The 12,594-nt window shown below is 68.5% G+C and carries 15 protein-coding genes; 11 read left to right on the forward strand and 4 right to left on the reverse strand.

From position 1 onward, the window contains the following. Positions 1–44 precede the first annotated feature (44 nt). The 4 genes from ACIA76_RS12175 (at position 45) to ACIA76_RS12190 (ending at position 4,356) form a co-directional block, all read left to right on the forward strand. On the forward strand, positions 45–1,514 hold the full coding sequence (locus ACIA76_RS12175; RefSeq protein ID WP_397151456.1) for a lytic murein transglycosylase: 1,470 nt from the start codon (positions 45–47) through the stop codon (positions 1,512–1,514). A gap of 111 nt (positions 1,515–1,625) precedes the next feature. Continuing rightward, complete coding sequence (locus tag ACIA76_RS12180) at positions 1,626–2,486, forward strand: lytic transglycosylase domain-containing protein (RefSeq protein WP_397151458.1); 861 nt, start codon at positions 1,626–1,628, stop codon at positions 2,484–2,486. 47 nt (positions 2,487–2,533) lie between these two features. Further along, on the forward strand, positions 2,534–3,670 hold the full coding sequence (locus ACIA76_RS12185) for an Mrp/NBP35 family ATP-binding protein (RefSeq protein ID WP_397151460.1): 1,137 nt from the start codon (positions 2,534–2,536) through the stop codon (positions 3,668–3,670). 56 nt (positions 3,671–3,726) lie between these two features. After that, positions 3,727–4,356: a Uma2 family endonuclease gene (locus ACIA76_RS12190; protein ID WP_397151462.1), complete on the forward strand. Its 630-nt coding sequence runs from the start codon at positions 3,727–3,729 to the stop codon at positions 4,354–4,356. A 1-nt stretch (position 4,357) separates the two neighbouring features. Here ACIA76_RS12190 and ACIA76_RS12195 read toward each other — a convergent pair whose 3' ends face one another. Together ACIA76_RS12195 and ACIA76_RS12200 are read right to left on the reverse strand one after the other, a co-directional pair. Beyond that, positions 4,358–5,278 (reverse strand): phosphotransferase family protein, encoded by a 921-nt coding sequence (locus ACIA76_RS12195; RefSeq protein ID WP_397151464.1) that lies wholly within the window; start codon positions 5,276–5,278, stop codon positions 4,358–4,360. A 5-nt stretch (positions 5,279–5,283) separates the two neighbouring features. Next, entirely contained in the window at positions 5,284–6,576 is a 1,293-nt protein-coding gene (locus ACIA76_RS12200) for a hypothetical protein (protein ID WP_397151466.1), read from the reverse strand. A 216-nt stretch (positions 6,577–6,792) separates the two neighbouring features. Between ACIA76_RS12200 and ACIA76_RS12205 the strand changes: the two genes are divergently transcribed. The 6 genes from ACIA76_RS12205 (at position 6,793) to ACIA76_RS12230 (ending at position 9,762) form a co-directional block, all read left to right on the forward strand. Beyond that, entirely contained in the window at positions 6,793–6,981 is a 189-nt protein-coding gene (locus tag ACIA76_RS12205) for a hypothetical protein (protein WP_397151468.1), read from the forward strand. A 105-nt stretch (positions 6,982–7,086) separates the two neighbouring features. Continuing rightward, positions 7,087–7,482, forward strand: a complete 396-nt coding sequence (locus ACIA76_RS12210; protein WP_397151470.1) for a DivIVA domain-containing protein — start codon at positions 7,087–7,089, stop codon at positions 7,480–7,482. Further along, positions 7,479–8,066, forward strand: a complete 588-nt coding sequence (locus ACIA76_RS12215; protein ID WP_397151472.1) for a DNA-3-methyladenine glycosylase I — start codon at positions 7,479–7,481, stop codon at positions 8,064–8,066. Before ACIA76_RS12210 ends, ACIA76_RS12215 begins: the two co-directional genes overlap by 4 nt. Before the next feature lie 181 nt (positions 8,067–8,247). Further along, a complete protein-coding gene (locus tag ACIA76_RS12220) occupies positions 8,248–8,415 on the forward strand; it encodes a DUF3117 domain-containing protein (protein ID WP_019929283.1) in 168 nt (55 codons plus the stop codon). Positions 8,416–8,430: 15 nt separating this feature from the next. Continuing rightward, on the forward strand, positions 8,431–9,288 hold the full coding sequence (locus ACIA76_RS12225) for a putative RNA methyltransferase (RefSeq protein ID WP_397151474.1): 858 nt from the start codon (positions 8,431–8,433) through the stop codon (positions 9,286–9,288). A gap of 45 nt (positions 9,289–9,333) precedes the next feature. Then, on the forward strand, positions 9,334–9,762 hold the full coding sequence (locus ACIA76_RS12230; protein WP_397151476.1) for a DoxX family protein: 429 nt from the start codon (positions 9,334–9,336) through the stop codon (positions 9,760–9,762). Here ACIA76_RS12230 and glgA read toward each other — a convergent pair. Then, positions 9,738–10,907, reverse strand: a complete 1,170-nt coding sequence (gene glgA, locus ACIA76_RS12235) for a glycogen synthase (protein ID WP_397151962.1) — start codon at positions 10,905–10,907, stop codon at positions 9,738–9,740. The two genes, ACIA76_RS12230 and glgA, sit on opposite strands and share 25 nt — an antisense overlap. Positions 10,908–11,060: 153 nt before the next feature. Here glgA and glgC point away from each other — a divergent pair, with 153 nt between their 5' ends. Then, positions 11,061–12,278: a glucose-1-phosphate adenylyltransferase gene (gene glgC / locus ACIA76_RS12240; protein ID WP_397151478.1), complete on the forward strand. Its 1,218-nt coding sequence runs from the start codon at positions 11,061–11,063 to the stop codon at positions 12,276–12,278. On the opposite strand, the gene ACIA76_RS12245 is transcribed toward glgC, so the two are convergent. Beyond that, the gene (locus ACIA76_RS12245) at positions 12,279–12,497 is read right to left on the reverse strand and encodes a hypothetical protein (RefSeq protein ID WP_397151480.1); all 219 of its coding nucleotides are present in this window, start codon (positions 12,495–12,497) and stop codon (positions 12,279–12,281) included. Between the last annotated feature and the right edge of the window lie 97 nt (positions 12,498–12,594).

The following is a 12,594-nucleotide window of genomic DNA, read 5'->3' on the forward strand; positions in this document are numbered from 1 at the left end:
GCCGAGCCGATCGCTCACCGACTACGAAGGGCTTTGGTGTGCCGATGCGAATATCTGGACCGATTACCGTATCGGCGCTGGTGGTGGCGGGTTTGATGGCTTCGAGTTCGACCGCTGTGCAGATGTCCGACCGTTCCGGCGCGGCGAAAGCGCCCGAGGCTCAGCTGGCCGCCGCGACGGCTCCCACCGACGGTTCGGGCACGGCGACCGACCAGTCCGTCGGCCTCGTTCCGGCCGCTCCCGAGCCACCTCGCAAACTCCGGGCAATGACCCCGACCGCACCTCTGTTCGGCGGCACCGTGCCGCTGCAGGACATCTCGCTGCCGGGCGGCGGCACGCTGGGAATTCCGGAGATCGTGCTGGCCGCCTATCGCAATGCCGAGCTGGCCCTGCAGTCCTCGATGCCGAACTGCGGGCTCAGCTGGAGCCTGCTCGCGGGCATCGGCAAGGTCGAATCCAATCACGCGGCCTTCGGCCGCACCGATGCCAACGGCACCACGGTCGGCGTGATCTACGGACCCGCCCTGGACGGCACCCTGCCCGGCAACGAGGTCATCAAGACCGTCGACGGCGGTTTCGTGCGCGCCATCGGACCCATGCAGTTCCTGCCCGGCACCTGGGCGCTGTACGCCTCCGACGGCAACGGCGACGGGATCGCCGATCCCAACAACGTCTTCGACGCCTCGCTCGCGGCCGGTAAGTATCTGTGCTCGGGCGGGCTGGATCTGCGCGATCCGCAGCAGGAGCTGCGATCGGTGTTGCGCTACAACAACTCCCTGGCCTACGCCGCGCAGGTGCTCAGCTGGTCCAATGCCTACAAGACCGGCGGCGCGCCGACCCCGGTGGAGATCTCCCCCGATCTGATCCCGCCGGGCACCATGCCCGAGGGCGCCGGATCGACGATGCTGGCCGCCAACACCGTCATCCCGAGCCCATCCCCCTCGTCCGAACCGCCGAGCGCCGCGGCGACGACCGCGGTGCCCCAGCAGCCGACCCAGGTGATGATCAACATCCCCGGCCTGCCGCCGATCCCGTGCGGCATCTTCTGCCCGCCGCCCCCGCCGAATGCCTGTGGCCCGGCCGCGGTTCCGGCCCCGCTGCTCAGGCCGGGCGATCCGGCCGCCCCGGTGGAGACGCAGCGCTGGTCGCCCGCGGATCAGGCCAAGCCGGGCGCGGCGACACCGGGCGACGATCCGAACGCGGATCCGAACAAGCCCGCCGATCCGAATGCCACACCGCAGGATCCGAACGCGCCGCGGCCCGCCGTCTGCGCGCCGGCACCCGCGCCCGGTCAACCGGGTGCACCGCAGCCTCCGGCCCCTGCTCCGGCTCCGGTCGCCCCGGCCCCGGCCCCGGCCCCGGCTCAGGATCAGCAGCAGTCCGGAACTCCGGCCAAGACACCGGAGCCCGGCCCGACCGCGCCCGCCGAGCAGGCGCCCGCCCCGGCGCCCGCGCCGCCCGCGATCACGCTGCCGTTCGGCATCGTGATTCCGCTGCCCGGCCAGCCGCGATGAGCTAAACGACGAACTCGGTCACGAAGAAGTAACGAAAAGGTCTCGGATGCGGTAGCCTCATCTCGTTGTGTCACGAAAAGCTCACAGCGAGCATTGGAGGGCCACCGCACAGTGGGACGTCACCGAAAGCAGCCGACAGTCACCGTTCGGCGTGGATCTGTCATCGCCCTGACCGGGCTGGTGCCTGCCGGATTCGTCGCGGTGAGCGCGGCCTCGGCATCGGAAGTGGGCACCGTCGAACATGCGACCTTGGCCGCGTCGCACGATCTTTCGGAGGACGCTCGAAGTGAGCAGGCCCCGAGGGTCGAGGCCGTCGGCGCGCCGGTCGGCGACGAATTGATGCACGCCGCCCGCCACCCCGGGCCGCCGATCGTGAAAACCGTTGCGCAGCCGGACGGCCGGGTCGCGGCGGACGTCCCCGCCGGACCGCTGGGCATTCCCGGCGTCGCCTACGCGGCCTACCAGAACGCCGAACGCATTCTGGCGCAGGAGGAACCGACCTGTCATATGCCGTGGTCGGTCCTGGCCGGTATCGGCCGGATCGAATCGCATCACGCGTACGGCAAGATGGACGCCAAGGGCAATCCGCTGGATCCGATCTACGGTCCGGTGCTCGACGGCAGCCTGTCCGGTAACAACGTCGTGCACGCGACCGACGGCGAAATCGACGGCGGCATGCGCGGCTACGCCCGCGCGGTCGGCCCGATGCAGTTCCTGCCGGAGACCTACCGCAAGTACGCGGGCGACGGCGACGGCGACGGCATCTCCGATCCGCAGAACATGTACGACGCGGCGCTGACCGCGGGCAAGTACCTGTGCTCGGGCGGGCTGGACATGAACGACCTGTCCCAGCAGTCCAAAGCCATCATGCGCTACAACAATTCGATGGCCTACGTGGCGAACGTGATGGCCTGGGAGGTGGCGTACCGCACGGGCGTCGCACCACAGGCCGGCCAACTGCCCAGGATCTGATCCCGGCCAAGGGAACGCCAGGATCCCGCGCGGCTAAACTCGGCGATATGCCAGTGGTTACGGAAGCGGATGTGCGGGGCGCTCTCGCGAAGGTGAACGACCCGGAGATCCGCAAACCGATCACCGAACTCGGCATGGTGAAGAGCGTCGCGATCGCCGCCGACGGCGGTGTCCATGTCGAGATCTATCTGACGACAGCGGCCTGCCCATTGCGCTCCAAGCTCATCGAGATGGTCCAGAAGGCCGTCGCCGATGTGCCGGGCGCGGGCGCGGTGACCGTCGAACTCGATGTGATGAGCGATGAGCAGCGCACCGACCTGCGCAAGAAGCTGCGCGGCGATTCGCCAGAGCCGGTCATCCCGTTCGCCCAGCCCGGTTCGCTGACCCGCGTGTACGCGGTCGCTTCCGGTAAGGGCGGCGTCGGAAAGTCCACTGTCACGGTCAATCTCGCGGCGGCGATGGCCGCGCGCGGACTGTCGGTGGGCGTACTCGACGCCGATATCTACGGCCATTCGGTACCGCGCATGTTCGGCACCGATCAGCGGCCCACCCAGGTCGAGCGGATGATCATGCCGCCGGTCGCGCACGATGTGAAGGTCATCTCGATCGCCATGTTCACCCAGGGCAATACGCCCGTGGTGTGGCGCGGCCCGATGCTGCACCGCGCGCTGCAGCAGTTCCTGGCCGATGTGTTCTGGGGCGACCTGGATGTCCTGCTGCTCGACCTGCCGCCCGGCACCGGCGATGTGGCGATCTCCATCGCCCAGCTCATCCCGAACGCCGAGATCCTGGTCGTCACCACCCCCCAGCCCGCCGCGGCCGAGGTCGCCGAGCGCGCGGGCGCGATCGCGCTGCAGACCCGCCAGCGCATCGCCGGAGTCGTCGAGAACATGTCCTGGCTCGACCTCCCCGACGGCACCCGCATGGACCTCTACGGCTCCGGCGGCGGCCAGGCCGTCGCGGACCGCCTCAGCCGCGCCGTGGGCGCCGAAGTCCCTCTCCTGGGCCAGATCCCGATCACCCAGGAACTCCGCGAGGCGGGCGACGAGGGCACTCCCCTGGTCCTGCGCGACCCGACCAACCCCGCGGCCGCGGCCCTGCTCGACATCTCGGAGAAACTCGCCGTCCGCCGCCGCGGCCTGGCGGGCATGTCCCTGAGCATCGACACCACGCGGCATCTCTAGCCTGTCCGGGCGAGAGGATTTCCTCAGCGACGCCGGACCTCCCGAGATGCAATGATGTGGTCGGAACGCACACACCTTGCGGCCGGTACACGGAGGCGATGATGACTGTGGAGATGACACAAAGGCCCCTCGAGCAGTCGATCACCGTGGAAGAATTCGACGCTCTGCCCGTCGATACCTCCCATCGTTACGAGATCGAGAATGGACTCTTGCTCGTGAACGCTCGCCCAGCGCCGCCGCACAGTCGTGTGATGAAGCGCCTCGCTATGCAGCTCGACAGTCAACTGCCATCGGGCTGGGAGGCTTTCCCGGAGATCGAAGCCGAGCTCAGCGGTCGGTCGCCCCGCCGAGTGCCAGACTTGGTGGTTGCTCCGGTAGAGGTCGACGAACAGACTCGTGTCCGCAGCGAGCAGATCGTCCTGGCCATCGAGATCGTCTCCTCCGTCGAGTCCGCGATCCGCGACTACGCCATCAAGGCAGGCGAATACGCCGCCAACAAGATCGCGAACTACTGGGTGATCGACATCGTGAACACCGACTCCGTGGGCCTGACGATTTTCACCCTCGACACCACCGGCGAGTACCACATCACACCGCGCGCCACGGGTGTCGTCACTGTGGAGTCACCCTGTCCACTCACCATCGATCTCGATGCGCTGACCGGCCGCCGGGTGGTCGAGGGCTGATTTACAAGATGTTCCAGGTCACCGCGCGGCGCTCGCGCAGACCCTGAATGCGGCGCAACACCTCTCGGGCGCTCGGGGAATCCGGGGCGGACTTGTAGGCATTCGTGGTGATCATGCGGAGTTCGCGGAGGTCTCGCAGCCAGGGATAACCCGTCCAATCGCGGATGTCGAAACCGTAGTCGCGGCAGAACTTTTCGTATTCGACGGGTGGATGGGCGAAGCGGCGGCAGTGGACCTCGATGGTGACCAGATCCCATTCCGGGCGGCCGAGTGCGACGCTTTCCCAGTCGCACAGCACGCCGCGCGCGGATCGGCTGTCCCACAGCGTATTTCGATGATGTGCGTCGCCGTGGATGAGGCCGGGGCGCAGGAAGTAGTCGATCTCGTCGGTGCGCGCGGCCAGGCGCATGCGCTCATCGTGCAGCAGTCGCCGGTCGAACGGCGACAGGATGGTGCTCGCCTCGATGGCATGGGCGATATGGGCGAAGGCGTCGTCGAGATGCCGGTCCGGCAGCCACTGCGCCGGGCGGGTGCGCAGGCCGTGCAGCAGCGCCAGCGGCTCGGCCAGATCGGCGGCGACGATCGGTCGCCGCTGCGGTAGATAGCGCCAGAACGTCACCGCGCAGCCCCCGATGTGCACCGGCTGCACCGCCCCGGCCAGCGCCACGGTCGGCACATCCTGCGCCTGCAGCCAGCGCACCAGCGACACCACATCCACCGGCGCCCGCACCCCGAACGGCCGATCGATCTTCACCACGACCGGCGTGCTCACCAGCCGGTACACGGCATTGGTGTGATGGCGCAGCAGCTGGACCCCGGCGGCGTCGAAACCGGCCTGGGCACACGCTCGTTCGAGGATCCAGCGGGTCCGGCGCGGGGTGAACCACGCGGCGGACGCCCCAGTCGCCGCCGGTTCGGACATCATGATCACCGCGGTTCGTCCGCTCCGGCGGCGACCAGATGCCGCAATTCCTCCACCGCCCGGCGACCCCGGCCCGTCTCGGGGATCGCATCGACCACCGCGGCCGCCCGCGACACCACGATCGTGGTGCGATGTTCGGTGGGCAGCGTGGTCAGCACCCGCACGGCCAGCGCGCACGCCTCGTCCACCGCGCCCTCGAGCGCGTAACCGATCGCGATATCCAACTCGATGAGTGCCGGATCGACCACCACCCCGGGACTGCCGCGATACAGCTGCAACGCCTGTTCCTGCACGCGGCGCGCGTCGGCGATGCGGCCGAGATTGGTCAGCGTGCCGGACAGGTAGAGCAGTAACCTCTTCTCGCCGAAGCGGAATGCCTCGTCCGAGGTCATATCCCCGAGCGCCGCGGTGCGTGTGCGCGCCCGCGCCATCGCCGATTCCGCACCGTCGACATCGCCCAGCCGGGCCAGCGCCCGGGCCTCCGCGGCGGCCGCCAGAGCCGTTGCGTCATCGGCGATCTCGGGCAGCTGGGCCTGTGCGGCCCGGGCCAGCACCACCGCCTGCTCCGGGCTGCCGTAGTAGTAGGGCAGCATGGCGTGCTGGGCGCGCACCCGGGCCCGCAGCCGCCGATTACCGGTATCGTCGGCGGCCATCCGCGCGGTGCCGTACCAGAAGTTGGCCCGCTCGATCTGGCCGAGCTTCATCAGGGCGTCGGCGATCAGCAGACCCAGCACCGCGGTGACCTCCGACAGTCGCGACTGCACGGCCGCGGGCTGGCGCTGCGTCGAGATCGCCTGCACCTCCAGCACATCCGGCAATACCGTGGCCAGCACCTGCGACGGCGGCGTCCGGGTGTAGCCGAGCACCCGCCCGGCGGCGCGCTCCTCCATCAGCTCCACCATCGCGGGCCCGACGGTGCAGGACGCCAGCGTGCGATCGACCAGGGCGCGGGCATCGTCGAGCCGGACCAGCAACGCGGTGTCCTGACCGGACGCCGCCGCGGGCAGCGGCGCGGAAACCGTTCGGCGCGCGGGCAATCGGCGCGAGCCCAGGGCCTGCTCCCCCTCGGCGAGGATCTGCTCGAAGCGTTCGCGGACCTGCGCGCCGACCTGCACCAGCAAGGTGTCGAGCAACTCCTGGGTGAGCGGCCGCGGGGTCACCGCGCTCAGTCCGGCCCGCCAGTTGGCCACCGTCGTCATCTCGACGCCGAGGTGAGCGGCGAACTCCCGCACGGACTTTCGCGTCGCTTCCTGCAGCGCGACCGCTTCGAATCCGGTCCAGGGTCGGCCCAACACCATGTTACGTCCTTGTTTCACAGCTCCCTGTGCCAACAGTAAGCCAACACCAACGCCAACGGTATGCGATTTCATATCGGTCCGAACACGGCGAAAGTACTAAGTGCATCCGGCGTCGAGGCACAACCTTCGCAGCCGTGACAATCCGAATCGGGCCCGCGATCCCCATGGTCCGGTCGGCCGGCGCCGGATGCACCGCTCGCCAGTTGGAGGTACCCGATGTACGCGCCACCCCCTGATATCAGAGATCTATGGCTGGCCGACAGCCGTAACTGCGCCGGCGAGCCGACCGACCTGAGCTACGACCGCGCCCGGTTCATCCTGGCCGTGCACGCCGGACACGGCGGCGGCTGCCATCAGTACCTCGCCGCGGCGGCCTATTGCTTCCGCCGCACTGGCGAACGCTGAGCTATCTCATGGCAAACCGGTATGCGGCGCCGAGCCGGGCGATGAGGGCTCGGCTCGGCGAGCGCCGGGCCGAATCTGTCACCCCTGCCCCCTATCCTCGTCCCTATGCTCACGTTGCTGCTGTACGTGCTCATCGTCGGCTTGGTCGCCGCGCTGCTGTTCCTGGTCGCGAGCGCGGTATTCGGCCGCGGGGAGGAGCTGGGCCCGCTGCCCGAGGGCACCACGACCACGATGCTGCCGGCCGAGGACATCGGCGGCGTGGATGTGCGCGCGCTGCGCTTCCAGCAGGTGCTGCGCGGCTACAAGGCCGGTGAGGTGGACTGGGCGCTGACCCGCCTGGCCGCCCGCATCGACGAGCTCGAGGTCCAGCTGGCCCAGGTCCGCGGCGAGCAGTCCGCGCCGCCGCCGGATAACGGGCAGGCCCCGCCGATCCCGCAGGTACAAACGCCCGCACAACTCGTCGAGGATCCGCATGCGGACGCCTCCCGGGATATCCGATGAGCGCCCCCGCCGATGCCGCCGCGATGCCGGACTCCGACGGCAGGATCCGCTGCGGCTGGGCGGAATCCTCACAGCTGTACCGCGACTACCACGACACCGAATGGGGCCGTGCCGTGCACGGCGACGACGCGCTGTTCGAGCGGATGTGCCTCGAGGCCTTCCAGTCCGGTCTCTCGTGGATCACGATCCTGCGCAAGCGCCCCGCGTTCCGCTCGGCGTTCGACGGCTTCGGCATCGATCGGGTCGCGGCCTTCACCGCCGCCGATGTCGAGCGGCTGCTGGCCGATCCGGGCATCGTGCGCAATCGCGCCAAGATCGAATCCTGTATCGGCAACGCGCGAGTTGCTGCCGATCTCGATCGTGGCCTGGACGAGCTGCTGTGGTCCTTCGCCCCGGCGACGCGCCCGCGCCCCCGGACACTTGCCGACGTGCCCGCGGTCACGCCCGAATCCGTTGCTCTGGCAAAGGAACTGAAACGCCGAGGCTTCCGTTTCGTCGGTCCCACCACGGCCTATGCCCTGATGCAGGCGACCGGTATGGTCGACGATCATCTGGCCGATTGCTGGGTCGATCCGCGCGGGTGAACACGCGCCACGGCGGTCGGTTTTCGAACTCAGGTACCCGCCCAGTTCCGTGATGAGGAAGAATGGGCGTGGTGCAGCCCTCCGAGCGCGAATTCTCGCGCGCGGCGGCTGCCTGTTGGTGACAACACACGAGTTCCAAGAAAGTGCGCAGCAGACCGCGCGGATCTGGAGGGAGCAGAGGATGGCGGCCATGAAGCCCCGCACCGGGGACGGTCCCCTCGAGGCAACCAAGGAAGGGCGTGGAATCGTCATGCGGGTTCCACTCGAGGGTGGCGGGCGTCTGGTCGTCGAGCTCACGCCGGAAGAGGCCGCGGCCCTCGGCAAAGAGCTCACCGAAGTCACCAGCTAGTCGCTCGTCGCATCGATGCCGGTGAACTCCGGCGCCGAGCCGCTCACCGCGATCGCGCGGTTGTTGGCCTGTCCCGAATGTGGGGACACCTTGACCGTGCGCGATCGCTCGCTGGTTTGTGCGCGTCGGCACAGTTTCGACATCGCCCGTCAGGGCTACGTGAGCCTGCTGACCGGTGCGTCGACCAAGATGAGCGGCGACACCGCGGCCATGTTGGACGCACGAGCCGCCTTTCAGGGTGAACGACATTTCGCCCCGATCGCCGACGCACTGGTCGCGGCGGTCATCGCGACCGCATCGCCCCCGCGTGCGCTGCTGGAGATCGGCTCCGGCACCGGCTACTACCTCGCCGCGGCACTCGACGCCGCACCGGACGCGGACGGGATCGCCTTGGATGTCGCCAAGCCCGCCGCGCGCCGCGGCGCACGCGCGCATCCGCGTGCCGCCGCGGTGCTGGCCGACGCCTGGCGCGGCCTGCCCGTTCGAGATTCGGCGCTGACCCATGTGCTGTCGGTATTCGCACCACGCAATCCCGACGAGGTGGCGCGCGTACTCGCACCCGACGGCCACTTCGTGGTCGTCACCCCGACGCACCGGCATCTGGCCGAACTGATCGAGCCACTGGGCATGGTCAGCGTCGACTCGGCCAAGGACGACCGCCTGGCCGACGCCCTGTCCGGTCGCTTCGACCGACTCGACAGCACCCTCGTCGAATATCCGATGCGACTCGGCCGCACCGATATCGGCAATGTCGCGGCCATGGGTCCCTCGGCCCATCACGCGGCCGAGGCCCGCACCGCGCGCATCGTGGCATTACCGGAGATCGTGCAAGTAACGGCCTCGGTGATCGTGTCGACCTATCGCCCGCGCTAGCCGCGAAACCGATCGCGCGGGACGCCCCGCGCGTAGGCTCGAATTGTGGACGCCTCGGTTTCTCCTCGAGCCCACGCGATTCCGTATCGAGCCGTCGCCTATTGGGTGGCGACAGTGGCCATCGTCGCCGAATCGGTCGTCGGCGGGGTGTGGGATATCGCGCGGATCCATTTCGTGCGCGACATGATCATTCATCTCGGCTATCCGACGTATTTCCTGGTCCTGCTGGGAATCTGGAAGATCCTCGGCGCCGCGGCGATCGCGGTTCCCCGGTGGCCGCTGGTCAAGGAATGGGCCTACGCGGGGGCCTTCTTCACCTACACCGGTGCGATCGCCTCACATCTGACCACCGGCTATGCCCGCGCGGAGGTCGCGGTCCTGGCCGTGATGACGATCCTGACCGTCGCGTCCTGGGCGCTGCGGCCCGCCGACCGTTGCCTGCCCGGATATCAACCCTTGCGGATGCGGTCGTAGAGCCGCACGGTCTGCCGGGCGACCTGGGACCAATCGAATTCGGCCGTGGCGCGGTCGCGGCCCGCGACGCCCATCGCCTGTGCGAGCGTGGCGTCGCCCGCGACCGCGTTGACCGCCTCGGCGAGGGCGCGCTCGTAATCGGCGGCGTATTCGCCGTCGTAATGCACCAGGCGGCCGGTCACGCCGTCGGCGACCACCTCCGGAATGCCGCCCACATCCGAGGCGACCACGGCGGTGCCGCAGGCCATGGCCTCGAGATTGACGATGCCCAGCGGCTCGTATACCGAGGGGCAGACGAATACCGTTGCGGCGGAGAGGATCTGGCGCACCTGCTCGGTGGGCAGCATCTCACGCACCCAGAACACCCCGCCGCGGAGCCGCGCCAGCTCGGCGACCGCCGCCGACACCTCGGCCTCCAGTTCGGCGGTATCGGGCGCTCCGGCACACAGGACCAATTGGATATCGGGATCGAAATCGCGGGCAGCGCGCAGCAGATGGGCGACGCCCTTCTGCCGGGTGATCCGGCCGACGAAGGCGGCGATGGGCAGATCGGTGCGCACGCCGAGTTCGGCCAGCACATCGGCGGCCTCCGGCGCGGGACCGCCCGGATGCCAGGCGTTGGCGTCGATTCCGTTGTGCACCACATGTACTCGCGCGGGATCGATCGTCGGATAGGCGTCGAGCACATCGCGGCGCATACCCTCACTGACGGCGACGACGGCGTCGGCGTATTCCATCGCATTGCGCTCCGACCAGGACGACAGCCGATAGCCGCCGCCGAGCTGCTCGGCCTTCCAAGGGCGGCGCGGCTCGAGCGAATGTGCGGTCAGCACATGCGGAATCCCGTGCAGCGTGGCCGCCAGATGCCCGCCCAGTCCGGTGTACCAGGTATGGGAATGGACCACATCGACCCCGCCCACCGCATCGGCCATGCGCAGCTGCGCGGACATCATCCGCAGCGCCGAATTCGCCGCGTAGAGGGCAGGATCCGGTTGGTGCACCACCGCATCCGGCCGCGGCAGCCCCATACAGTGCACGGTCACCTCGCAGATCCGGCGCAGCTGCGGCACCAACTGGGTCACATGGACCCCGGCCCCGCCGTACACCTCCGGCGGCCACTCACGGGTCAGCATGGCGACCCGCAACCGCTCCGCCGGCCCCGTCGCCTCGGGACCACCCTCCGCGCCGAAACTCACCGCTCCAAACTAAACGCTCCCCTACCAGGTTGACCACCCGCAGCGCCCGGTCGACGCCCGCAACGTCGCGATCAAACACACGGAACCCTGTAGTTTAGGGTTGTGAGGAGCCAGCCGCACGTACTAGGGATCGTGCTCGCCGGCGGCGAGGGCAAGCGTCTGTTCCCGCTCACCAAGGACCGCGCGAAACCCGCGGTCCCGTTCGGCGGCGCATACCGTCTGATCGATTTCGTGCTGTCCAATCTCGTCAATGCCGGATATCTGCGCCTGTGCGTACTCACTCAATACAAGTCGCATTCGCTGGATCGGCATATCTCCCAGACCTGGCGGCTGTCGGGGTTCACCGGGGAGTACATCACCCCCGTGCCCGCGCAGCAGCGGCTCGGGCCGCGCTGGTACACCGGCAGCGCGGACGCGATCCTGCAGTCGATGAATCTGATCTTCGATGAGGATCCGGACTACATCGTGGTCTTCGGCGCGGATCATGTGTACCGGATGGATCCGGAGCAGATGGTGGCGCACCATATCGATTCCGGCGCCGGAGTGACCGTGGCCGGGATCCGGGTGCCGCGCGCCGAGGCGAGCGCGTTCGGCTGCATCGATTCCGACGAATCCGGCCGCATCACGGGGTTTTTGGAGAAACCCGTGCATCCGCCGGGTACTCCGGATGATCCGAATGTCACCTTCGCGTCCATGGGCAACTACGTATTCAGCACGAAGGTGCTCGTCGATGCCATCCGCGCCGACGCCGACAATTCCGATTCCGATCACGATATGGGCGGCGACATCATCCCGACGCTGGTGGCGCAGGGCGAGGCGGGCGTCTACGACTTCGCCCTCAATGATGTGCCCGGCTCCACCGACCGGGACCGCGGCTACTGGCGCGACGTCGGGACCATCGATGCCTTCTACGACGCGCATATGGATCTGGTGTCGGTGCACCCGATCTTCAATCTCTACAACCGGCACTGGCCGATTCGCGGCGCGGCGGAGAATCTGCCGCCCGCCAAATTCGCCCAGGGCGGTCTGGCCCAGGAGTCGATCGTCGGCGCGGGCAGCATCCTCTCGGCGGCGACGGTCCGCAATTCGGTGTTGAGCTCCAACGTGTTCGTGGAGGACGGCGCCACCGTCGAGGGCAGCGTCCTCATGCCCGGTGTGCGCGTCGGCCGCGGAGCGGTCGTGCGCCGCGCGATCCTGGACAAGAACGTGATGGTCGGCGAGGGCGAGATCATCGGCGTGGACCTGGACCGCGACCGGCAGCGTTTCGCGGTGAGCAACGGCGGCGTGGTGACCGTCGGCAAAGGGGTCTGGGTCAGCTAGCTACTGCCAGCCCGGCGGCGGAGGCTCCGGACTGGCCGTGCAGAACGGATAACACGACCCCTTGGGAATATCGTTCACCGGCTCGTGAAAGTTGCTGCCGCTCACCAGAAGCAATACCAACAACGCAACGAACACGGCAATCCCGAGAACGACAGCCGCCAGCACCAGCCACCCCCGCGGCAACAACGCCTCGACCAGCAGCCCGCGTTCGAACGACATCGCAACTCCTCTGCCCCACCGAATCGCTTACTCGCTCAATATTATCCGCCGCGTCCTCCGGCAATCCCGCCCGGCGCAGCCACCCCCACGTCCCCGC

Origin of the sequence: Nocardia sp. NPDC051570 (assembly GCF_044454005.1) — a bacterium.
In the GTDB taxonomy this organism is placed as follows: Bacteria; Actinomycetota; Actinomycetes; order Mycobacteriales; family Mycobacteriaceae; genus Nocardia.

Coding starts and splice junctions, on each gene's coding strand:
- ACIA76_RS12225 (WP_397151474.1), top strand. CDS start 8,431: ATGCCGGTGAACTCCGGCGCCGAGCCGCTCACCGCGATCGCGCGGTTG.
- ACIA76_RS12200 (WP_397151466.1), bottom strand. CDS start 6,576: ATGGTGTTGGGCCGACCCTGGACCGGATTCGAAGCGGTCGCGCTGCAG.
- ACIA76_RS12185 (WP_397151460.1), top strand. CDS start 2,534: ATGCCAGTGGTTACGGAAGCGGATGTGCGGGGCGCTCTCGCGAAGGTG.
- ACIA76_RS12220 (WP_019929283.1), top strand. CDS start 8,248: ATGGCGGCCATGAAGCCCCGCACCGGGGACGGTCCCCTCGAGGCAACC.
- ACIA76_RS12215 (WP_397151472.1), top strand. CDS start 7,479: ATGAGCGCCCCCGCCGATGCCGCCGCGATGCCGGACTCCGACGGCAGG.
- ACIA76_RS12205 (WP_397151468.1), top strand. CDS start 6,793: ATGTACGCGCCACCCCCTGATATCAGAGATCTATGGCTGGCCGACAGC.
- ACIA76_RS12245 (WP_397151480.1), bottom strand. CDS start 12,497: ATGTCGTTCGAACGCGGGCTGCTGGTCGAGGCGTTGTTGCCGCGGGGG.
- ACIA76_RS12195 (WP_397151464.1), bottom strand. CDS start 5,278: ATGTCCGAACCGGCGGCGACTGGGGCGTCCGCCGCGTGGTTCACCCCG.
- ACIA76_RS12210 (WP_397151470.1), top strand. CDS start 7,087: ATGCTCACGTTGCTGCTGTACGTGCTCATCGTCGGCTTGGTCGCCGCG.
- ACIA76_RS12175 (WP_397151456.1), top strand. CDS start 45: ATGCGAATATCTGGACCGATTACCGTATCGGCGCTGGTGGTGGCGGGT.